The following is a 22181-nucleotide window of genomic DNA, read 5'->3' as shown; positions in this document are numbered from 1 at the left end:
CCTTTCTCAATCGTTATTTCCATTCTTCTATTCCTGCAAGTACACCCATTCTTTCTTTCAAGAAATGATTAAATATTGCAATTACGCGCCCGACACCAATGACTGCCAGAACAGTACCGACACCGATACCGATTATTTCACCGGCAAAAATAAGACCTACACAAGTTGTAAATGTAATATTAAACAAATCAAAACAATTCTTTGTAAGGCCTACACTTTTTCCTACTGTATCTGCAATGGCCTGTACAATTCCATCACCAGGATTCGGAATTAACCGCATATTCAGAGATACTGCAGCGCCAATTCCTGTTAATATAATCCCAATGACCAGTATCATAACTCTGCCAGTCATACTTTGGTAAAAAACAGGGACTCCAGGCGTATCATAAGCCGGAATTAATGCTGAGAACAAATTCATAAATCGAGTAAAAATCAAACTTAATGGAAACTGAAGCGCATCTTTTAATAACTGCACCTTTAAGTTCAGATACTTTCCCTTTCGAAAATGTTCTCTTGTATGTAGAAACATCTCCACCACTACAAAACTACTGTAAAGAATCAGCGTCATATTGCCGAAATTCATATTTAAAATCATTGATATACTATAAGATACGGAAATAATCGGAGAAACTCCCAGCCCGGCTTTTGTATTTAATATAATTCCCAATGCCAGTACTAATAAACCAACAATATAAAAAATTCCTCTTAAAATGTTTGTTTGCTTCATAATATTTATCCTGTTCTTGTTGTTTTTCTGTTTTATAATGCCGACCTGGTTTATCTGTCTAATCCAATGCTAATCCAATGCTAACCCAATGCCACATCCAGAATCATCATCAACACAAATCCAACTGAAAAACCAATAGTACCTATATTACTATGATCTCCTTCTGCTGATTCCGGTACCAGTTCCTCTACTACGACATAAATCATAGCACCTGCTGCAAAAGCAAGAAGATAAGGAAGGATTGGCGTGACATAAGAGGCCAGAAGAACGGTAATGCCACCGGCGATAGGTTCTACAACTCCTGAAAACATTCCATGCAAAAATGCTCTTCCCCGGCTTCCACCCTCACTTCGAATCGGAAGTGATACAATAAATCCTTCCGGAAGATTCTGAATCGCAATTCCGATCGCAAGAGAAAATGCACCTGCAAGTGTCACATTTGTATTTCCTGTTATCAGACCTGCGAAGACAGCTCCGCTTGATATTCCTTCCGGAATATTATGAATGGTAACCGCCAATACGAGCATAGTAGACTTTTTCAGTGAACATCTTGGTCCTTCTGTCTCATCCGATCCAATGTGCATATGCGGAATAACCTGATCCAAGATTAATAAAAAAGCAATTCCAAGTAGAAATCCGATTGCTGCCGGAACAAATGCAAACTTTCCCATATGGTCCGACATCTCCATCGCTGGAATCAAAAGAGACCATACAGAAGCAGCAACCATGACTCCCGCCGCAAATCCAAGAAGCGCCTTCTGAATCTGTGGCTTTAATTCATTTCTCATGAATAAAACGCAGGCAGCGCCTGCGGTCGTTCCGATAAAAGGTATGATTAACCCTAGAAAAATTACCATAAATATGTCCTCTTTTCTTTTTACACTTTAATAAGCATACCACAAATCTCCATTTGGGTACAGGGCATTTTTTATTTTGGTACACCATAAAGTGCAAAAGGGGACGTAGACTTTTGCAAAAAGTCTACGTCCCCTTTTTAACATTTTTACTTCTTTGATAACATTTCGTGGATTCCTTTTGCTCCTGCTTTTCCAGCTCCCATTGCAAGGATTACTGTTGCAGCTCCGGTTACTGCATCTCCACCGGCGAATACGCAGGCTTTTGATGTCTGACCGTTTTCTTCTTCTGCCACGATACATTTTCTCTTGTTTGTCTCGAGTCCTTTGGTTGTAGATGCAATCAATGGGTTTGGAGATGTTCCAAGTGACATGATAACTGTATCAAGTTCTATCTCATACTCAGAACCTGGAATTTCTACTGGGCGTCTTCTTCCAGAAGCGTCTGGTTCGCCAAGTTCCATTTTGATTACTTTCATACCTCTTACCCATCCATTTTCATCAACAAGGATTTCCTTTGGATTGGTCAAAAGATCGAAGATGACTCCTTCTTCTTTTGCATGATGTACTTCTTCAACTCTGGCTGGGAGTTCTGCTTCACTACGACGGTATACGATATGAACTTCTGCTCCAAGACGGAGGGCTGTTCTTGCAGCATCCATTGCTACATTACCACCACCTACGACTGCAACTTTCTTTCCAGCTGCGATAGGTGTATCATAAGAATCATCAAATGCTTTCATCAGATTACTTCTTGTCAAATATTCATTCGCAGAGAATACGCCGTTAGCCGTCTCTCCCGGAATTCCCATGAACATTGGAAGACCAGCACCAGAACCAATAAATACTGCTTCGAAATCTTCTTCTTCCATCAACTGATCGATGGTTGTAGATTTACCGATTACGACATTTGTCTCAAATTTAACGCCTAATTCTTTAACTTTTTCAATTTCTTTCTTAACAACTTTCTGCTTTGGAAGACGAAATTCAGGAATACCATATACTAAAACACCACCAAGTTCATGCAGTGCCTCAAATACAGTTACTTCGTACCCCAATTTTGCAAGATCACCAGCACAGGTAAGTCCTGAAGGACCTGAACCAATGACAGCAACTTTATGTCCGTTCATTTTTTCTGCTTTTTCTGGTTTAATATCATTTTCCAATGCATAATCAGCGACAAATCTTTCCAATTTACCAATGGATACTGCATCACCTTTAATTCCACGGATACATTTAGATTCACACTGAGACTCTTGTGGACATACACGACCGCAAATAGCTGGAAGAGCTGAAGATTCGCCGATTACTTTGTATGCCCCCTCAATATCTCCATCTTTTACTTTTGAAATAAAACCTGGGATATTGATGGACACTGGGCATCCCTGAATACATTTGGCATTTTTACAGTTCAGGCAACGGCTTGCTTCCTCCATTGCCTCTTCCTTATTATATCCGTAACATACTTCTTCAAAATTAGTTGCTCTTACTTCTGGTTCCTGCTCTCTTACAGGCACTCTTTTTAATACATCTGCCATTACTCGTCACCTCCGCAATGACCACATCCACCATGATGTGTGTCACCTTCCTGTAATTTCAGCATTGCACGTCCTTCCTGAGTTTTGTACATCTGCTGTCTCTTCATTGCCTCGTCAAAGTTCACAAGGTGTCCGTCGAATTCAGGTCCGTCTACACAGGCAAATTTAATCTCATCACCAACATGCAGACGACAGGCACCGCACATACCCGTTCCATCTACCATGATTGGATTCATGCTGACAATCGTTGGAATCTCAAGTTTCTTTGTCAACAGGCATACGAATTTCATCATGATCATTGGTCCGATTGCTACACAGACATCGTATTTATTTCCTTCTTCTACCAGTTTCTCTATTTTAGTAGTAACCATTCCAGCATGACCATATGTACCATCGTCTGTACATGGATAATAGTTACCCGCAACAGCTTCCATTTCTGATTCTAGGATTAACATATCTTTTGTCTTAGAGCCCACGATAACATCAACATCAATACCATGTTCTTTCATCCATTTTACCTGCGGATAAACAGGAGCGGCTCCAACACCACCAGCCACAAATAAAATCTTTTTCTTCTTCAGACTTTCCGGATCTTCACTAATAAATTCAGATGGGCATCCTAATGGACCAGTAAAATCACGGAATGCATCCCCTGCTTTTAATTGGGACATCTTCGTTGTAGATGCTCCAACTTCCTGGAACACAATCGTGATGGTTCCTGCTTCTCTATCGTAGTCACAAATTGTAAGTGGAATTCTCTCCCCTTTTTCGTCCATCTTAACGATAACGAACTGTCCAGGCTCACAATGTCTAGCTACACGCGGAGCTTCTACGTCCATAAGATAAATCTTATCAGCCAGTTTTTCGGCTTTTAATATCTTGTACATCTTGCTTCCTCCTAATATTTGATACTTCTTTCATAATAATGTATCCTAAGAAAAATATCAAGTTTTTTGTTAAAATATTAACTGTTTTTTGCATCAAAAAAGCAAACGCCACATGGCATCTGCTTTTTTGACTATTTTTATCTAAAAATCAACTTCTGTTCCATAATATGTACATATAAATAATTTTTCCATTGTAGCAGGATCAATTGCTCTTGGATTAGAGCCTGTACAAGCATCACCAACAGCTAATTCTGCAATTTTGGCAACTTTTTCTTTAAACTCATCTTCATTGATACCAAAATCCTTTAAAGTCTTAGGAATGTTTAATTTAACATTGAAATCATCAATTTTTTCACACAGACTGTTAATCAATGCTTTTTCAGAAGTTCCTGCAAGTCCCATTCTGCGCGCAATCTCAGCATAACGTTTTGCTGCAACTGGATCTTTAGCATTATATTTGATTACATACGGAAGATAAATTGCATTTGCACAACCGTGTGGGATATGGCCAGTTGAGAATGCCGCACCTGTCTTATGAGCCATTGAGTGTACAATACCAAGTAATGCATTGGAGAATGCCATACCTGCTAAACACTGTGCATAATGCATCTGTTCTCTGGCAACCATATCGCAATTATATGAAGCAGGAAGATAATCTAATACCATCTCAATTGCCTGTAAAGCAAGTGGATCCGTAAATGGACAATTTAATGTTGATACATAAGCCTCTATTGCATGTGTCAATGCATCCATGCCTGTATATGCAACCTGTTTTACAGGAAGTCCCATTACAAGATCTGGATCAACAATTGCAACGTCTGGTGTAATATTAAAGTCAGCAAGTGGATATTTTACACCTGTCTGATAATTTGTGATAACCGAAAAAGCTGTTACCTCAGTAGCTGTTCCAGATGTAGAAGGAATTGCAGCAAATTTTGCTTTCTGTCTTAATTCAGGGAAGTTGAAAGGAATACATAAATCTTCAAAAGTTGTCTCTGGATATTCATAAAATGCCCACATAGCCTTTGCAGCATCAATCGGTGATCCACCACCCATTGCAACGATCCAGTCTGGTTCGAACTTACGCATAGCTTCTGCGCCTTTCATAACCGTTTCAACAGACGGATCCGGTTCAACACCTTCAAACAATTCTACTTCCATGCCACCTTCTTTTAGGTAGTTCACAGCTTTGTCAAGAAATCCCTGACGTTTCATAGAACCACCACCGACTACAAGAATTGCTTTTTTACCTTTTAAATTCTTCAATTCCTCTAAACAACCTTTTCCATGGTACACGTCTCTTGGTAATGTAAATCTACTCATTTTGCGCATCTCCTTTATATAATATTGTTAATTTATTGTCAATATTATATCTCTGTTAAATAATTAACGCAACAAGATTCACTAAACAAATTGTATTTATTTCAAAACAATGGGAATTTAGTTGAGTTAGTCGATAATTGGGTGTGTACGGCGCAAGGGAGCTGGATAGGCTGGTCTGTTTCCGGCATCCTTCGCTGAGAATCCATAACAGAAAAAAGAGTTGCAATTTCGTGACCGGACTGCTGAATCGAGAAATTTGGATAATTTCTCGATTCAGCAGTCCTTTCGAATTTGGCTGGATGTCAAATTCTCACACGGAATTGCAACTCTTTTTTCTGTAACGGATTCTATCGCTTGGCTGGACGGAAACAGACCAGCCTATCCAACTCCCTTGCGCCTGACATTCCCAATTACTGAACAAACTCATCTGGAGGAATTTCTAGCGCGAAGCGCAATGGGGAGCGTTGTTTTTATACTATTTATCATTATTTCAATGGAAGAATCAGTTAGTTATTCTGCCAGTTTTTTGACAATATTTTTACTATGATTTTTCCCTCTGCATGACGCGCAGGAATTCTCCCAGATGAGGAAGTTGCGGATTTGGGGTGATGTCAGGCGAGAAGATGGATGGGATGGTTGCCATTCGTTGGACAAGCGATAGAATCCGTTACAGGAAAAGAAACAGATATTTTGTGCGAAGATTTGGCTTCAAGCCAGATCTGAGAAGGCTGCTGAGCCTCGAAATCATCAAGATTTCGGGGTGAATCAGCCTGGTCACAAAATATCTGCTTCTTTTCCTGTTATGGATTCTTAGCGAAGGACTCCGCAATGGCAACCATCCCATCCATCCTCTCGCCGTACACCCCCAATTACCAACTAACTAATCTAAATTCCCATTTACTCAACTTCCAGTACATAGTTTCTCGTAGTAACACCACTACTACGTCCTTTTCCGTTAACCAAAATCGCTTTAAATATCGTTTCACCTTCTGGCATATTTATTGGACCTGAGTATTTTTTAGACGCAGTTGTCGGATCCGTTCCATCCATGGTGTAATATGCCTCATAACCATCTGGTACTTTTATTTCTATCTGATTCGCAGTCTCATATTGACCAGTGGATGGAGAAACTGCAGGGGCATCTTCTATAGGTAATTCTACTAAATAATTCTTTTTTACGGGAAGACTTGGAATCCCCTTTTCATTAACAGCAATTGCTGTAATTATAGTCTCGTCTTCTCCGATTTGGATCGGTTCTGAATACTTTATACTATTGACTGTCGGTTCTGAACCATCATCAGTATAATATATCGTACAACCCTTTTCTGTACTAAGAGATAATTCTTGTACATCATCAAAGGTTTCATCATCATCCAGACTAAACTCCGGTCCGACAACAATATAGCCAGCCAAGAGTTTTGTAACACTATCATCAGCATCTTCGAGAAGTAAAGGAATCTTTTCTTTCTGATCAGTATCCATATAAAAATTCACACATGCTTCATAGATGTCTGCATTCTTGGGCTGTTGTTCTATTGCGTCCAAAAATACCTTTTCAGCTTTGTCTAATTGTTTCTGTTCAATATATACCTTGGACAATCCCGTATATGCCTCCGGTTTTTCCTTACTTTTATTAATGGCTTTCTGAAAATACCCAGCCGCAGCATCGAACTCTTTCGATTCTATTGATTTATATCCTTTTGTCACTATCCCTTTATAAGAAGTCTGATACACTCCAATGCCGATTCCGATAAATGCAATAAGTAAAACCAAAAATATAAGCAATATCCGTTTTCTTTTTTTACGACGCATTGCTTTTTTGCGCTCCGCCTGTCGACGGCGTCTTTCACGTTCTGACATATTTCTCGATGTATTATTACGCGATGTATTTCTTGATACATTCTGTGATGTATTTCGAGAAGTAACATTTCGACGTGAATTTCCATTCTGTCTTCCCGTATTTCTGCTTGCAGTATTACGTCTTTCTGTATTTTGACTGTTCATAGAATCATAATCTATATAATCATCATCCCCATTAATAGCCCCTCGGATCTGAGCAGTTAACATATCATCCAAAGGATTATAATCTGGGACAATGCGAACTTCCTTTCCGCAGTTTTCACAATATAACATTCCTTCTGGTATTTTTTGTCCGCAATACCTACATTTCATCTTAAGCGAACCTCCTACTTACTAGCTGCTTTCACACAATTACACATTAGCATCGCAATTGTCATTGGTCCTACACCACCTGGCACAGGGGTTATAGCAGATACTTTGTCTTTAACATCTTCAAAATCAACATCTCCGCATAGCTTATTTTCAGAATTTCTATGCATACCTACATCTATCACTACAGCACCATCTTTTATATATTCAGACGTGATGTATTTTGGTTTTCCCATCGCTACAATCAAAATATCTGCTCTCTTTGTCACATCTTTTAAGTTCTTTGTCTTTGAATGCGCAATAGTTACTGTACCATTTTCTCGAAGCAAAAGCAAGCCCATTGGCTTTCCCACATTATTGCTTCTGCCAACAACTACACATTCTTTTCCGGCGATTTCAATACCAGAACGTTTTAACAGTTGAATTACACCGGCTGGAGTACATGATTCAAAGCCATCTTCCCCAATGACCATTCTCCCTACACTTTCTGGGTGAAAGCCATCCACATCTTTTTCTGGAATAATTGCTTTCACAATTGCATCCTCATCAATATGAGAAGGAAGTGGTAGCTGAACCAGAATCCCATGTACATTTTTATCATGATTCAACTTTTCAACCAGCTCTAGTAATTCTTCTTGTGTGGTTGTTTCTTTTAACTCATAAGACAAGGATTGGATTCCGATATATGCACATGCTTTCTTTTTATTTCTCACATAGATGGAAGAGGCAGGATCATCACCTACTTGAATTACTGCAAGACAAACTGACTGTCCATCTGCTCTCATTGCTTCCACTTGCTCTTTCAATTCTTCTTTTATCTGTGCGGAAATAGCTTTTCCGTCAATCAATCTTGTCATATCTAAATAATCTCCTTAAACTAGTTAATCATATCATATTAACAACATTCATCTACATACTGTTCAAATTCTTCCGTAGACATTAACACCTTTCTTGGTTTTGTACCTTCTTCCGGTCCAACTACTCCAGCCTCAAAAAGTTGATCCATGATACGTGCCGCACGATTAAAGCCAATTTTAAAAGTACGCTGAAGCATTCCAATAGACGCTTTGTCTTTATCAATAATAAGACGTCCTGCATCCACAAAATACACATCGCGATCTTCACCATCTGCAGAACATGATGACATAGTACCTACTGAATTGGTGTTCACATGATTTACAATTTCTTCATCGTATGTAACATCACTGTTGTGATTTTTTAAATAATCAACAACACTCTGTACTTCTTTGTCAGTTACGAATGATCCTTGCACTCTTGCTGGTTTCTGATAACCAGAAGGGTAAAAAAGCATATCCCCTTTCCCTAACAGCTTTTCAGCTCCATTCATATCTATAATTGTTCTGGAATCTACACCTGAAGAAACTGAAAATGCAATTCTCGACGGCATATTTGCTTTGATCAAACCAGTAATGACATTAACTGATGGTCTCTGTGTCGCTAGTACCAGATGAATTCCTGCTGCTCTGGCCAACTGTGCCAGACGGCAGATTGCTTCTTCTACTTCTCCTGGTGCGACCATCATCAAGTCCGCCAGCTCGTCTACGATAATGACAATCTGTGGCATAGGTTCTTTTGATTCACCTTCCACATATGGCATAGATACAATCTTTTCATTGTATCCTTTCATATCCCGTACATGATATTCCGCAAATGTCTGATAACGTCTTGTCATCTCTGCCACTGCCCAATTCAATGCACCGGCAGCTTTTTTGGGATCTGTAACAACTGGAATCATCAAGTGTGGAATTCCATTATAAACACTTAATTCAACAACCTTTGGATCAATCATGATTAACTTGACTTCGTCCGGTTTGGCTTTATATAAAATACTCATGATCAAAGTGTTGATACACACGGATTTACCCGAACCTGTTGCACCGGCAATCAGAAGGTGTGGCATTTTGGCTATATCTGTCACCACAACTTTTCCACCAATATCTTTTCCTACCGCAAAAGATATCTTTGAAGTACTGTTTTTGAATTCGGAAGCTTCAAGAAGATCTCTCAACATAACTGCAGAATTTTCTTTATTCGGAACTTCGATTCCAACCGCTGCTTTTCCTGGAATAGGAGCTTCTATACGAATATCTGCAGCTGCAAGATTCAACTTGATATCATCTGAGAGTCCAACAATTTTACTTACCTTTACCCCCATCTCTGGCTGAAGTTCATAACGAGTAACTGACGGTCCGCAACTTACATTCGTCACCGTTACATTGACACCAAAATTCTGTAAGATTTGCTGCAGTTTCATAGCAGTTTCTCGAAGACTGGCATCCGATTCACCAGCATGTTTCACACCTCTTTTTAATAGAGAAATAGGTGGAAATTGATAATCTTTTTTCGGTTTAACAGCCTCTTCGGCTACTGCCGCAGCAACATCCGCTACTTCATTTGCAATGGCTGATGCGCCAATCTTACTGCTACGCTTTTTATTTTTGGCATTCTCTGCTCCATCTCGCGGTATATCTTCCATCATAGGTTCTGTCTCTATATTATCGGAAACCGAAAGGTCTTCTCCACGATTAATTACAAAATCCATCTTTTCAGGTGCTGATTCTTTCTTTTGGATCTTTTCACTTAACGGGTCAATTGTCAACTCTTTCACATCCGGTGACTTTTTTGCAATAGTAGTATCAAACGAAACTCCTTCCACATGTTTGTCTTTTCTTTTATTCGACACTTTTTTGTCTGTCTTTGACTGAGTTTCTCGTATTTTCTTCTTCTCTTCTGCATGTTCCTTTATGCGCTGCGTATCTCTTTTGGCCTTATTGTAAGCTTTATCTCCCTGATTTTTTACGCTTTTTAAGGCTGATTTTCCAGTAATAATTACAAGACAGATAATCATCAATATGATATCTACCACATATGTACCAGCAACGCCAATGGCGGGTACAAGAATATTTACAAGGATATCCCCCAGTTTCCCGCCTTTGTCATTGATCAATTGTAAAAAAGTGCACACCAGAACCAAAAAAAAGAGACTGGTAAAAGTTTTCATATAAGCATTGAGATTCCCACGATTTGATATGAGAAACGTAACTGTTCCAAATAAAACGAATGGAATTATATATGCGACCCATCCGAAAATGCTTTCCAGAAAGTCAGCAATTGCTTCTCCTACAAATCCCCCAATTCCAAAATTACTGAGTAATAGTAAGATGCTGACTGCAAGTGTCACCCAGATAATAATCTCGTCTCTGACAAAACTCTGTTCAGAATTCTTCTTATTTGTCTGTTTTTTACTCCCTCGTTTCTTAGATTTAGCAGCCATATTATATCCCCCTTATTCTGGCAATACTATTTATAGTATAGCATTTTTAAAAAGGGCTGTCATTACATATTTTCACACTTTTTCTGCCTCCATTGGTCTATCATTTCGTGCAATTTCCTCAATGCATCGCTCATACCACCTACTTCATCAATTAACCCTTCTCGTACTGCATCCTTTCCTTCTAGAAGAGTTCCTACGTCTTTGACTAACTCTGTAGGATTTAACATCAATTCTTCAATTCTTTTTTGAGAAATATTTGAATGTTCAGACAGAAATTTCGTAATTCTGTCTTGTGTACGAATCATATTCCGAAGACTTTGTGTTACTCCAATGAACATTCCGTTCGAGCGCACTGGATGAATGATCATAGTTCCGCTCGGTACGATAAAAGAATACTTTGCAGATACTGCCAATGGACCTCCGATAGAATGGCTTCCACCAAGTACAAGAGATACTGTCGGCTTACTGAGGGAAGCAATCATCTCGGCGATCGAAAGCCCGGCTTCGACATCTCCTCCTAATGTATTTAAAAGAATAAGCACACCTTCAATCTCATCACTATCTTCGATTTCAGCTAAAAGAGGTAATATGTGCTCATACTTTGTCGCTTTGGCATTACCCGATACTGCTTCATGCCCCTCAATCTCACCAATGATAGTCAACAGTTTAATCTTATATTGATTGTGATTCTCGTTAAGATCTACACTTCCCCATTCTCTGATCTGTTCATTCTTTTGTTCCTCACGTGTTGCATTTGCCATAAAAAACACCTCCATACATTTTCTATTAGTATGGAGGTGTTTGAATGATTTTATACCTGTTCTAACGCCTGAGAAAGATCAGCGATTATATCATCGATGTGTTCAATTCCTACACTAAATCGAATCAGATCTGGCTGTACTCCAGCTTCTATTAATTCCTGATCATTCATCTGACGATGTGTATGGCTGGCCGGATGAAGCACACAGCTTCTTGCATCTGCCACATGTGTAACGATTGCAATCATCTTTAGACTATCCATCATACGAACAGCTGCTTCTCTTCCACCTTTCAGCCCAAATGTAATAACGCCACAGGTTCCGTTTGGCATATATTTCTGTGCAAGGTCATAATACTTATCTCCTGGTAGAGACGGGCAATTTACCCACGCTACTTTCTCATGCCCCTGAAGATATTTTGCTGCCTGAAGTGCATTTGAACAATGTCTTTCCATACGAAGTGGCAAAGTCTCAAGGCCAAGATTCAGAAGGAATGCATTCTGAGGTGCCTGAATAGATCCCAGATCTCTCATCAACTGAGAAGTTGCTTTTGTAATGTAAGCTAATTTTCCAAACTTCTGCGTATAGACAATTCCATGATAAGTCTCATCAGGAGTTGTAAGTCCCGGGAATTTATCTGCATATGCTTCCCAGTCAAAATTACCGCTGTCCACAATCGCACCCCCAACACAAGATGCATGTCCATCCATATATTTTGTCGTAGAATGGGTTACAATATCTGCACCCCACTCAAAAGGGCGACAATTCACAGGTGTTGCAAAAGTATTATCAACAATAAACGGTACGCCATGTGCATGTGCTGCTTTTGCAAATTTTTCAAAATCCAATACTACTAAAGCCGGGTTAGCAATACTTTCTCCAAATACAGCCTTCGTATTTTCCTGAAATGCTGCATTCAGCTCTTCTTCAGAACAATCCGGATCAACGAATGTTGCATCCACACCCATCTTCTTAATAGTATGTGCATAAAGATTATATGTACCACCATATACCGCAGAAGCACATACGATATGATCACCAGCCTCCACAATATTCATAATTGCATAAAAGCTTGCAGCCTGGCCGGAAGATGTCAGCATTGCTGCAACACCTCCTTCCAGATCACAGATCTTTGCGGCTACAGCATCGTTCGTAGGATTCTGAAGACGGGTATAAAAATATCCGGCTTCTTCCAGATCGAACAATCTTCCCATCTGCTCACTGGAATTGTATTTAAATGTTGTACTCTGATAAATTGGCAGGACTCTTGGCTCCCCATTGCCAGGCTGATAACCAGACTGTATACATTTTGTTTCCAACTTATAACTGCTCATATACTTCCTCCTATGACTCTAAATATTTTTCCTGTAAATGGTGTACCATATCCATATACAGTTTTTTACACTCTACATTTTTACCATTCTCTGCATATCGAATACAAGGAATCAAATATTCCTGATAAATCCCATCATAAATCTGAGCGGAATCTTCTCTTCGATTCAATGCCATCACAATGGAAGGCGCAAGAGCATAATATTCTGCCACAAGTCTCTGCCCTTCCTCTGACATCATGAGATATTGATCCCTATATTCTCTTAATACGGTCAATTCATGACAATCATCCGGTTTATTCTGACTCTCACAGACAGCTGTCGTAATATAACAAAATCCCTTTTTGAATCCACCTTCAATTCCTTCAAAAGTTTCTTTTTTCACTTCCATTCCAGTTACTTTCGTCTCGTTCCAGATAGAAACCAGCCGATCTGCGATTGCTTCATTCACTGGGTGATGATCATATAAAAGCATAGGAATAATATAGACAACAATAGTCATGTTATAATCAATCGCTGATATTTCTTTCTGGCGCTTGGATAATGATGCAAGCTTTTCTCTGGCATAATCTGGAATTACAGTGGCCAATTCTTTTATTATTCTATCCTTTTTCGATTCTTCTGCTGCATCAACAAAAGACGACAATGACAAAAACAGTTCTCGATTTTCTTCATATTTTTCCTTAAATACGGAATGATAGCTTGTTTTCTTAAAAAACTGTATGTTTTTTATCATATCATCAAAAAGATCTTCCAGAGATTTTTTTATATCATTCATTAATTTTATTCCTCCGCATGTAAGATACCGGAATTATTCGTCCCAATTATGGTAGACGTCCTGAACATCATCATCATCGTCAAGCATATCCAGAGTCTTCGTAATGTTTTTAATATCCTCTTCAGATGTAAGCTCAACATATGTCTGAGGAATCATGGTCACATCTGCGGCAGCCATTGGAATACCAGCTTCTTCAAGTGCCTGACGTACTGCACTGAAGTCCTCTGGGGCTGTCAAAATCTCAAAGCTGTCTTCTTCCTCGGAGAAATCCTCTGCCCCTGCATCCAATGCTGCCATCATCAGTTCGTCCGCATCTCCTTCATATTCTTCTTTTGCAACGACGATTTGCCCCTTTTTGTCAAACATAAAGGAAACACATCCCGGGGTACCTACATTCCCCTTTCCTTTTGTAAAAGCATTTTTTACATTGGTAGCAGTACGGTTTCTGTTATCAGTAAGCGCTTCTACGATAATTGCAGTACCGTTAGGGCCATATCCTTCATATGTAATATGCTCATAATTAGCAGCATTAGCATCACTATCTGCACGTTTAATATTTCTATCAATTGTATCATTAGGCATATTGTTAGCTTTTGCCTTAGCAATAACATCTCTCAGGCGGCTATTATTAGCCGGGTCTGCACTACCGCCTTCTTTCACTGCAACTGCAAGTTCTTTTCCTATCTTCGTAAATATCTTTCCTTTTGCTGCATCATTTTTTTCTTTCTTATGCTTAATATTGGCAAATTTTGAATGTCCTGACATTTCACATACCTCACTTTATATCTTATCATTATATTTTTACACACTTTATCTATTTTAGCACTTTTACGATAGTTTTTCAATCTTAACTCTTTGGATTGTATTGTTATCTACGAGAAGAATTGTAAATCGATAACCTTCATAATCAATCACACATTGTTCGTCCTCTGCTGGAATTCTTTCAAGCTGATCGATCAGAAATCCGTTTAAGGTCTCATAATCTTCTTTTTCAAACACAATCGGGAGCATATCTTCCAGATCTTCTAACTCTGTCAAACCATTTGCCATATAACTTCCGTCTGGCTGTTTTGTGATCATTTCTTCCTCTTCATCATGTTCATCCAGAATATTTCCCACAATTTCTTCAAGAATATCTTCCATGGTAACAAGTCCAGAGGTTTGTCCATACTCATCCAGAACAATAACTACGTGATTCTTTTCTGCCTGCATTTCCTTAAATAATGTGTCAATGCTTTTTGTCTCCGGAATAAATGTAACTGGTCTTATGTATTCTTTCAGCTCCTTTATAGGCGTCCCTCTCAATTCCTTTCTAAGATAACATGTCATTGCTTCTCTCAAATGAATGATTCCGATAATCTCATCAATGTCTTCCCGAAAAATTGGAAACCTGGAATAATTTTCATCCAGCATAAATTTCAGTGCCTCTTCTAAACATTCGTCGCCATCAATTGCAACAATATTTTTTCGATGGGTCATGATATCTTTTGCATCTTTATCCATATAGCGGAAAATATTACGAATCAGACCTGCGGCCTCACGCTGCATTCCTTCGTCCATTTCATCTTCCAACTGGAATATCTGTCTCATTCTTTGGAATAAACTACCTTGTTCCATATCTCTTTGTTTCATACTCCTTTGCTATGTATGAAGCTCAAAACTCACCTTTAAAGCCTCATCTACTTTGTTCATTATCTCTTTATCTAAATGGCATACCATATCCTTAAGGCGCTGCTTATCAATTGTTCTGATTTGTTCTAACAAAATGACGGAATTCTTTACAATTTGATATTTACTCGCATCAATCTCCACGTGGGTTGGTAATTTTGCCTTATTCATTCGTGAAGTTATGGCCGCACAGATGACAGTCGGGCTATGTCGGTTTCCCACATCATTCTGTATAATCAGAACCGGACGAATCCCCCCTTGTTCAGAGCCTACGACCGGGCTTAAATCTGCATAAAATATATCTCCACGTCTTACCTGCACTCTATTCACACTCCGATTTTCTTAAGATAAAATTAGTATTTCCATCTTTTTCGGATGTATTCTATAGAGTTTTATTTCCTTCATTCTGCAAAATAATCTACTTGTTCTACAACTTCACCGTGACGAATGTATTCTCTCGGGATACGTTTGCTCAGAGCACATACAAATTCATAGTTAAACCTGCCAGACAGGTCACTTAATACTTCTACCGGAAGTTTTTCTGATCCATCTTCACCGATCAGTGTTACCTTATCCCCGAATTGAACATTTGAAATCTCTGTCACATCAACCATAAACTGATCCATGCAGACACGCCCCAGAATTGGTGCTTTTTTCCCTTTGATGAGAACATACCCCTTGTTAGATAAGCTTCTGGGATATCCGTCCCCATATCCTACCGGGATAGTTGCAACTCTGGTACGCTTATCCGTCACAAAAGTTCCACCATAGCTGATTGGTGTCCCAGCCTCAACCCATTTGACATGCGTTACATGACTGATTAATTCCATTGCAGGCTTCAAAGGAACATTTTCTTTAACAACTTCTTCAGACGGATACATTCCATAAGTTGCGATTCCGGCTCTTACCAGATCCATGTTCGTTTCTTCCAGATCAATGATCCCCGCACTATTGGAACAATGATAATAAGTAAATGTAACAGCCTCTTTTGTCAGAGCATCCTTCATCCAACAATACTCTTTCATCTGTTTTCTGGTAAATGACTTATCCGTCTCATCTGCTTTTGCAAAATGTGTAAACATTCCTTCCATAATGAGATTCGGCATCCTGCTAATGTTCGTAATATGCTCTACACTTTCTTGACAGGTTGGAAAACCTAGCCGTGACATTCCTGTGTCCAACTTGATATGAATATAGGCATTCTTTCCCATGCTGACTGCGAGATCTGATACTTCTCTTGCCATCTCCTCTGTATACACAGTCATACGGATTTCATGCTCAATCATTGATCTCCTCTGATCCTGGAAGATACATCCCAGTACGAGAATGGGTTTTGTGATACCTCTGTGGCGAAGGATAACTGCTTCCTCAAGCGTTGCGACTGCATAACCCCAGATGTATTCTTTCGTACTAAGAAGCCTTGCTATCTGAACAGCTCCATGCCCATATCCATCCGTTTTAATAACTGCCAGCATTTTAACACCATCTTGTATATTTGCCTTCATCATCTCAATATTATATTCTATTGCATCAAGATCAATCCTTACACAGACTCTCGTATAATTCTTCACTTTTTACCTCCTCCTGCTCTTTAAATGCATTGGATAGATACTCCGTCAAATTTCTTGCCAAAACACTATAACTTCCTTTATCGATACGGGCATAATCACCTGCTCTTCCATGTAGGTATGCTCCCAAAACAGCGGCTTTCCTACAACTGAGTCCTTGCGCCAAAAGCGCAGCTATTATTCCCGCCAGTACATCTCCAGAACCAGCTTTTGCCATTGCCGAATTACCCGACATATTTACATAGTTTCCTTCAGAAACTGATGCAACAATAGTTCTGGCATCTTTCAGTACACAAGTCCATTGACTTTTTTGAACAAATGAATCCAGTATATCCATCCTATGTTGTTTTAATTCCTCTACACTTATATGTAACAGCCGTGACATCTCTTTCATATGTGGTGTTATCACAAAATCTGTATGATGAATCTTTTGAAGATAAGCGTTATGCTCCGCAATCAGGTTCAAACCATCTGCATCAATCAGACAAGGTACTTTCACATGCTCAAGAGTTGCCTTCAATATTCTCCTGGAACGCTCACTGATTCCAATTCCAGATCCAATACAAACTGCATCTGCCCATGTTAAAAGATTTAACAACTCAGTCTTATCAAAAATGTCATAAGTTGTAATAATTGCTTCCGGAAGGAGCTGCTGTAAAATAATCCTATTTTCTTCCGGTGTATAGATCTGTACCAGTCCTGCTCCAGACATATATGCCGCTTTTGCATTCAGATAAGCCGCTCCAGACATACCTTTACTTCCTGCAATTACAAGTAACTTCCCATATGTCCCTTTATTCGAATTTTCTTTTCTGGCTGGCAGAAATTTACAATATTCCTTCTTCTCATAAGTATATGCCGTTTTTTCGGTAGCAATTATTTTTTCCGTATGGATTCCGATATCAGCTACAATCACTTTACCAGAATATTCCTTTCCGGGATAGATTGCAAGTCCCAGCTTTTCTATTTGAAAAGTCACCGTAATATCTGCACGGAAAGCAATTCCAAGGACACTTCCATGATTCGCAGATATTCCAGATGGCATATCTACAGCAAATTTTACAGCCTTTGCTTCATTCATCTTCTGAATAATCTGAAAATATTTTCCTATAATCTCACGGCTAAGTCCAACACCGAACATCGCATCTATTATGATACTATATTCATCTTCTTTGTACTCTTTGAATATCTCAACACCTGTTTCCCTTAATTTACTCATCTGCTGTTTTGTTTCATCCGTACGATGAGATTCATTTCCTACAAAACAAACTGTCACAGGATATCCTTTTTCCTTTAAAAGTCTCGCTATCGCAAATCCATCACCACCATTATTCCCTGAACCACATACGATACACGCTTTGGACAGATCAAGCTTTTCCGCCTCCATAGTCTCTACACATCTCTTTGCAGCACGCTCCATTAACTCCATAGACGGAATTCCCAGTTCCTGTATTGTATATTGATCCGCCTTTTTCATTTGATTTCCATTAAGCAGATATCGCATAATCTCACCTTCCAAGTTCATTTTATAATATAAAAGGACGTGTAAAAACCAGCCCGTCTGCGCATGCCAGTCATTACACGTCTTTGCTTTTATTTCTTATGTTCTTCGTTATATCGGCTAATATTGTATGATAACTGCATTAAGCTTTCAGACAAGTGTACATTCTCAACAATAATATGATCCGGCAGATTCAAATCTGTATGGGCAAAATTCCAAATTGCACGAACACCATTGTCTACCAGCATATTAGCCACTTCAATTGCCTTATCCTTTGGAATAGTCAAAACTGCAATCTCAACATCATTTTGTTGGACAAATGTCTTTAACTCATCCATCATACGAATCGGCACGCCCCTGATTGAAACACCCACCAATCTTGGGTTGACATCAAAAATTCCTTTTAATACAAATCCTCTCTTCTCAAAAGCTGCATAATTAGCAAGAGCCTGCCCCAAATTACCAGCTCCTATAATAATCATATTATGCGCCTCTTCCAAGCCAAGAATCTTACCAATCTCTGTATACAAATATTTAACGTTATAACCATAGCCCTGCTGACCGAACCCACCAAAATTGTTAAGATCCTGACGAATCTGAGATGCAGTCACTTTCATACGCTTACTCAAATCGTTAGACGAGATACGCTCCACTCCATTTTCAAGTAGCTCTCCTAAGTATCGATAGTATCGTGGCAATCTACGGATGACCGCCTGGGAAATCTCTCTCTCTTCCAATAGTCTCACCTTCCATTTCATTCTAAGAAATATTATATAGAATTGTGTGAACAAAGTCAAACTTTTAGTTGTATTTTGTCCTATTTTCGCTATAATGAAAACGAGTGAATAAGGAGGATATGAAAATAATATGATATTAGCATGTCACGGAATCAGTAAATCTTTCGGCGAAAAAGTGATTATCGCTGACGGTTCTTTTCATATAGAAGATCACGAAAAAGCAGCTCTTGTTGGTCCCAATGGAGCGGGAAAATCAACGCTTTTTAAAATGATTGTAGGCGAGCTTCCTTCTGACCGCGGAGAAGTAATTTTAACCAAAGGCAAAACCTTGGGATATCTTGCACAGCATCAGGCCATGCAAAGTGGAAGCACTATCTATGAAGAAGTGAAACTTGCCAAATCTGATATCATCGAAATGGAAACACAGATCCGTTCCATCGAATTAGAATTAAAACATTTAGAAGGTGATGCATTGACATCACGCCTTGAAACATATAATCGTCTGACAGCTTCTTTTGAACGCCAGAATGGTTATGCATATGAAAGTGAGATTAACGGGGTATTAAAAGGTCTTGGTTTTACAGAAAATGATTTTTCTAAACCCGTAGATACCCTTTCTGGGGGTCAGAAAACCCGCGTCTCTCTTGGTAAATTATTGCTCACCAAGCCAGATATCTTGCTTTTGGACGAGCCTACTAACCACTTGGATCTAAACTCCATAGCTTGGTTAGAAACTTATCTTCTGAATTATCCAGGAGCCGTTCTGATCGTATCTCATGACCGTTACTTTTTGAACAAAGTAGTGACTAAGGTTTTAGAAATCGAATCTGGAAAATTGATGACTTATAATGGAAATTACAGTGATTATGCTGCCAAAAAGCAGCAGCTTCGTGATGCTCAGATAAAAGAATATTTAAATCAGCAGCAAGAAATAAAGCATCAGGAAGCCGTAATTGAAAAGCTTCGTTCTTTTAATCGTGAGAAATCTATCAAACGTGCAGAAAGCCGTGAAAAGATGTTGGAAAAGATCCGTCCTGTAGAGAAACCCTTGGAAGCAAATAATGAGATTCACTTAACATTAGAGCCTTCTTGTGTCAGCGGTAACGATGTTCTGTCTGTTGAACATCTAAGTAAATCATTTCCAAATCAAGTTCTGTTTCAAGCTATAAGTTTTGACATTAAACGCGGGGAACATGTTGCAATCATCGGTGACAATGGAACGGGGAAAACAACACTTTTAAAAATCTTAAATCAGGTAATATCAGCAGATTCCGGTACATTTACATTGGGAACTAATGTAGCGATCGGATACTATGATCAGGAACACCATGTACTACATATGGACAAAACCATTTTTGACGAAATTTCAGATGATTATCCGGATTTGACTAACACGAAGATCAGAAATATGCTGGCCGCTTTTTTATTTACTGGGGATGATGTGTTTAAACGGATCGGTGACCTAAGCGGTGGAGAACGTGGCAGAGTATCTTTAGCGAAGCTGATGCTTTCGAAGGCTAATTTTCTGATTCTTGACGAACCAACAAACCACTTGGATATTCCATCAAAAGAAATTCTGGAAAAAGCATTGAACAACTATACCGGAACTATCTTATATGTTTCACACGATCGTTATTTTATCAATCAAACAGCAACAAGGATCCTTGATCTGGTGAATCAGACTTTTGTAAATTATATAGGGAATTATGACTATTATCTTGAAAAAAAAGACGAGCTAACAACCATTTATGCTGGTGCCCCGTCTTCTGTTTATATTCCAGGAACTGCAAATTCTGCTATATCTTCTGGCAAAGACTCTGTTGCAGCAAATGTGTCAGATTCTAAGCTCGACTGGAAGGAACAAAAAGAAGCACAGGCTCGCGAGCGAAAACGAAAAAACGAACTGAAGAAAACCGAAGAACGCATCACTACTCTTGAAGAGCGAGATGCTAAGATTGACGAAATGATGTTGCAGGAAGATATTTTTACAAGTTCCATTAAATGTCAGGAATTAGCCAATGAAAAGGCAACTATTGCGGAAGAACTTGAAGAGCTGTATATAAAATGGGAAGAGCTGGCTGAATAGCTATAGCTCTTCCTTTTTCAGTAATTTCCATGGACGTTCTTTTCCAAGCCATCCCATTTCTTTCCAATAATTATCATCCACCGGACTCATTCCTTTTTTATGAAAGCTTCTCATAATATAGAACAGAGCACGAGTCTTGATTCCTGGATTCACTCCATCTGGATCTTTGGAAATCTTTAATACAAGCTTACTCAAATCTCTGTCAATCCGCTCTTTCTTATCTGCACTGACACCATCCCAACCAAGCGATGCCACCGACATTCCGTAGGTATACACTCTAGCGGCACCCCAGAACTGGAGACTAATCTTCATATCCTTAAGCGTAGATCTCACGCCGCCTCCCGCGGCAGTTGCAATACACACTGCCTGTTTTCGAAACATAGAAGCTCCCGGTCTGTGAACCATAAAACGATATCCATAATGATCCAACATAGATTTCATCGCTCCCGTTACATGCATGACATGAACCGGTGAAGTCAGTATCAACAGGTTAGCTTTATCAATCAAGCCAGTCAACCGCTTCATGTACATTAGATAATCAAAACATTTTGTCTCATCTTCCATAATACATCTTCCACAGCCTCTGCAAAACTCAGGCATATCCTTCGGTAGAAATAGTTCAATTACCTGATCCTCCTTTGTAGCAATCTTATCAATCAACATTTTTCCCACATGATAAGTAGAACCCTTTCGCATAGTTCCATTAATCATCAATATATTCATCTTCTATACTTCCCCCATTCATATAATCTACATCTGATGTCTAACAATCGTATATTCATCGCCATAACTATAATATGGACAATCGTAATATGTATTGGTCACAAATCGATACAATTCATCCTCATCTAATGCCATCTGACAAGTGCAACATTCATAGTCCTCATCATATTCATAATGAGCACATGATTCACAATTACTCTTCACGATACACAACTCCTTCCTGGGAACAAGTATAACA

20 protein-coding genes are annotated in these 22181 nt (G+C 39.1%); 1 reads left to right on the top strand and 19 read right to left on the bottom strand.

Annotated elements, in window-relative coordinates:
- Window positions 1-13 precede the first annotated feature (13 nt).
- The 17 genes from ACQRBH_RS06545 to ACQRBH_RS06465 all read right to left on the bottom strand — a co-directional run bounded on the left by ACQRBH_RS06545 (window position 14) and on the right by ACQRBH_RS06465 (window position 19134).
- Window positions 14-727 carry a YczE/YyaS/YitT family protein gene (locus tag ACQRBH_RS06545; RefSeq protein ID WP_427761223.1) on the bottom strand — a complete coding sequence of 238 codons (714 nt, stop codon included), beginning with the start codon at window positions 725-727 and terminating at the stop codon, window positions 14-16.
- Between the two features lie 80 nt (window positions 728-807).
- Complete coding sequence (locus ACQRBH_RS06540) at window positions 808-1584, bottom strand: ZIP family metal transporter (protein WP_427761222.1); 777 nt, start codon at window positions 1582-1584, stop codon at window positions 808-810.
- A 146-nt stretch (window positions 1585-1730) separates the two neighbouring features.
- The gene (gltA, locus tag ACQRBH_RS06535) at window positions 1731-3119 is read right to left on the bottom strand and encodes an NADPH-dependent glutamate synthase (protein ID WP_347375816.1); all 1389 of its coding nucleotides are present in this window, start codon (window positions 3117-3119) and stop codon (window positions 1731-1733) included.
- Entirely contained in the window at window positions 3119-4006 is an 888-nt protein-coding gene (locus tag ACQRBH_RS06530; protein WP_347375817.1) for a sulfide/dihydroorotate dehydrogenase-like FAD/NAD-binding protein, read from the bottom strand. The genes gltA and ACQRBH_RS06530 overlap by 1 nt, the downstream gene beginning before the upstream one ends.
- Before the next feature lie 141 nt (window positions 4007-4147).
- Window positions 4148-5329 (bottom strand): iron-containing alcohol dehydrogenase, encoded by a 1182-nt coding sequence (locus ACQRBH_RS06525; protein WP_235234070.1) that lies wholly within the window; start codon window positions 5327-5329, stop codon window positions 4148-4150.
- A gap of 897 nt (window positions 5330-6226) precedes the next feature.
- Window positions 6227-7501 carry a chitobiase/beta-hexosaminidase C-terminal domain-containing protein gene (locus ACQRBH_RS06520; protein WP_427761221.1) on the bottom strand — a complete coding sequence of 425 codons (1275 nt, stop codon included), beginning with the start codon at window positions 7499-7501 and terminating at the stop codon, window positions 6227-6229.
- Between the two features lie 14 nt (window positions 7502-7515).
- The gene (folD, locus tag ACQRBH_RS06515; protein WP_427761220.1) at window positions 7516-8355 is read right to left on the bottom strand and encodes a bifunctional methylenetetrahydrofolate dehydrogenase/methenyltetrahydrofolate cyclohydrolase FolD; all 840 of its coding nucleotides are present in this window, start codon (window positions 8353-8355) and stop codon (window positions 7516-7518) included.
- 38 nt (window positions 8356-8393) lie between these two features.
- Window positions 8394-10793, bottom strand: coding sequence for a DNA translocase FtsK 4TM domain-containing protein (locus tag ACQRBH_RS06510; protein ID WP_427761219.1), 2400 nt, complete (start codon window positions 10791-10793; stop codon window positions 8394-8396).
- A 62-nt stretch (window positions 10794-10855) separates the two neighbouring features.
- Entirely contained in the window at window positions 10856-11554 is a 699-nt protein-coding gene (locus tag ACQRBH_RS06505; protein WP_347375822.1) for a ClpP family protease, read from the bottom strand.
- 50 nt (window positions 11555-11604) lie between these two features.
- A complete protein-coding gene (locus tag ACQRBH_RS06500; protein WP_427743511.1) occupies window positions 11605-12885 on the bottom strand; it encodes an O-acetylhomoserine aminocarboxypropyltransferase/cysteine synthase family protein in 1281 nt (426 codons plus the stop codon).
- A gap of 10 nt (window positions 12886-12895) precedes the next feature.
- On the bottom strand, window positions 12896-13660 hold the full coding sequence (locus ACQRBH_RS06495; protein WP_427761218.1) for a CFI-box-CTERM domain-containing protein: 765 nt from the start codon (window positions 13658-13660) through the stop codon (window positions 12896-12898).
- Between the two features lie 33 nt (window positions 13661-13693).
- Window positions 13694-14425 (bottom strand): YebC/PmpR family DNA-binding transcriptional regulator, encoded by a 732-nt coding sequence (locus ACQRBH_RS06490; RefSeq protein ID WP_235233406.1) that lies wholly within the window; start codon window positions 14423-14425, stop codon window positions 13694-13696.
- A 63-nt stretch (window positions 14426-14488) separates the two neighbouring features.
- A complete protein-coding gene (locus ACQRBH_RS06485; RefSeq protein ID WP_427743556.1) occupies window positions 14489-15277 on the bottom strand; it encodes a hemolysin family protein in 789 nt (262 codons plus the stop codon).
- Between the two features lie 24 nt (window positions 15278-15301).
- Window positions 15302-15649, bottom strand: coding sequence for a type II toxin-antitoxin system PemK/MazF family toxin (locus ACQRBH_RS06480; RefSeq protein WP_235233450.1), 348 nt, complete (start codon window positions 15647-15649; stop codon window positions 15302-15304).
- An 80-nt stretch (window positions 15650-15729) separates the two neighbouring features.
- Window positions 15730-16899, bottom strand: a complete 1170-nt coding sequence (alr, locus tag ACQRBH_RS06475) for an alanine racemase (RefSeq protein WP_427743515.1) — start codon at window positions 16897-16899, stop codon at window positions 15730-15732.
- Complete coding sequence (locus ACQRBH_RS06470; RefSeq protein ID WP_427761217.1) at window positions 16865-18400, bottom strand: NAD(P)H-hydrate dehydratase; 1536 nt, start codon at window positions 18398-18400, stop codon at window positions 16865-16867. The genes alr and ACQRBH_RS06470 overlap by 35 nt, the downstream gene beginning before the upstream one ends.
- A gap of 89 nt (window positions 18401-18489) precedes the next feature.
- Window positions 18490-19134 carry a redox-sensing transcriptional repressor Rex gene (locus ACQRBH_RS06465; RefSeq protein ID WP_347375828.1) on the bottom strand — a complete coding sequence of 215 codons (645 nt, stop codon included), beginning with the start codon at window positions 19132-19134 and terminating at the stop codon, window positions 18490-18492.
- A 130-nt stretch (window positions 19135-19264) separates the two neighbouring features.
- On the opposite strand from ACQRBH_RS06465, the gene abc-f reads away from it, so the two are divergent.
- A complete protein-coding gene (gene abc-f / locus ACQRBH_RS06460; RefSeq protein WP_427761216.1) occupies window positions 19265-21220 on the top strand; it encodes a ribosomal protection-like ABC-F family protein in 1956 nt (651 codons plus the stop codon).
- Here the strand turns inward: abc-f and ACQRBH_RS06455 are convergent, their stop codons facing one another.
- A complete protein-coding gene (locus tag ACQRBH_RS06455; RefSeq protein WP_427761215.1) occupies window positions 21221-21943 on the bottom strand; it encodes a flavodoxin family protein in 723 nt (240 codons plus the stop codon). It abuts the gene before it with no gap.
- 27 nt (window positions 21944-21970) lie between these two features.
- Window positions 21971-22147 carry a DUF6472 family protein gene (locus tag ACQRBH_RS06450; RefSeq protein WP_427743521.1) on the bottom strand — a complete coding sequence of 59 codons (177 nt, stop codon included), beginning with the start codon at window positions 22145-22147 and terminating at the stop codon, window positions 21971-21973.
- Window positions 22148-22181 lie beyond the last annotated feature (34 nt).

It is taken from the genome of Bariatricus sp. SGI.161 (assembly GCF_050313695.1).
GTDB lineage: Bacteria > Bacillota > Clostridia > Lachnospirales > Lachnospiraceae > JAFBIX01.
Note: the sequence above shows the minus strand (reverse complement) of the source record. Positions and strands in the feature narration are given on the sequence as shown.

Excerpts from the sequence above, each read along its gene's own strand:
- ACQRBH_RS06545 (WP_427761223.1), bottom strand. The coding sequence starts at position 727 with ATGAAGCAAACAAACATTTTAAGAGGAATTTTTTATATTGTTGGTTTA.
- ACQRBH_RS06540 (WP_427761222.1), bottom strand. The coding sequence starts at position 1,584 with ATGGTAATTTTTCTAGGGTTAATCATACCTTTTATCGGAACGACCGCA.
- gltA (WP_347375816.1), bottom strand. The coding sequence starts at position 3,119 with ATGGCAGATGTATTAAAAAGAGTGCCTGTAAGAGAGCAGGAACCAGAA.
- ACQRBH_RS06530 (WP_347375817.1), bottom strand. The coding sequence starts at position 4,006 with ATGTACAAGATATTAAAAGCCGAAAAACTGGCTGATAAGATTTATCTT.
- ACQRBH_RS06525 (WP_235234070.1), bottom strand. The coding sequence starts at position 5,329 with ATGAGTAGATTTACATTACCAAGAGACGTGTACCATGGAAAAGGTTGT.
- ACQRBH_RS06520 (WP_427761221.1), bottom strand. The coding sequence starts at position 7,501 with ATGAAATGTAGGTATTGCGGACAAAAAATACCAGAAGGAATGTTATAT.
- folD (WP_427761220.1), bottom strand. The coding sequence starts at position 8,355 with ATGACAAGATTGATTGACGGAAAAGCTATTTCCGCACAGATAAAAGAA.
- ACQRBH_RS06510 (WP_427761219.1), bottom strand. The coding sequence starts at position 10,793 with ATGGCTGCTAAATCTAAGAAACGAGGGAGTAAAAAACAGACAAATAAG.
- ACQRBH_RS06505 (WP_347375822.1), bottom strand. The coding sequence starts at position 11,554 with ATGGCAAATGCAACACGTGAGGAACAAAAGAATGAACAGATCAGAGAA.
- ACQRBH_RS06500 (WP_427743511.1), bottom strand. The coding sequence starts at position 12,885 with ATGAGCAGTTATAAGTTGGAAACAAAATGTATACAGTCTGGTTATCAG.
- ACQRBH_RS06495 (WP_427761218.1), bottom strand. The coding sequence starts at position 13,660 with ATGAATGATATAAAAAAATCTCTGGAAGATCTTTTTGATGATATGATA.
- ACQRBH_RS06490 (WP_235233406.1), bottom strand. The coding sequence starts at position 14,425 with ATGTCAGGACATTCAAAATTTGCCAATATTAAGCATAAGAAAGAAAAA.
- ACQRBH_RS06485 (WP_427743556.1), bottom strand. The coding sequence starts at position 15,277 with ATGGAACAAGGTAGTTTATTCCAAAGAATGAGACAGATATTCCAGTTG.
- ACQRBH_RS06470 (WP_427761217.1), bottom strand. The coding sequence starts at position 18,400 with ATGCGATATCTGCTTAATGGAAATCAAATGAAAAAGGCGGATCAATAT.
- abc-f (WP_427761216.1), top strand. The coding sequence starts at position 19,265 with ATGATATTAGCATGTCACGGAATCAGTAAATCTTTCGGCGAAAAAGTG.
- ACQRBH_RS06455 (WP_427761215.1), bottom strand. The coding sequence starts at position 21,943 with ATGAATATATTGATGATTAATGGAACTATGCGAAAGGGTTCTACTTAT.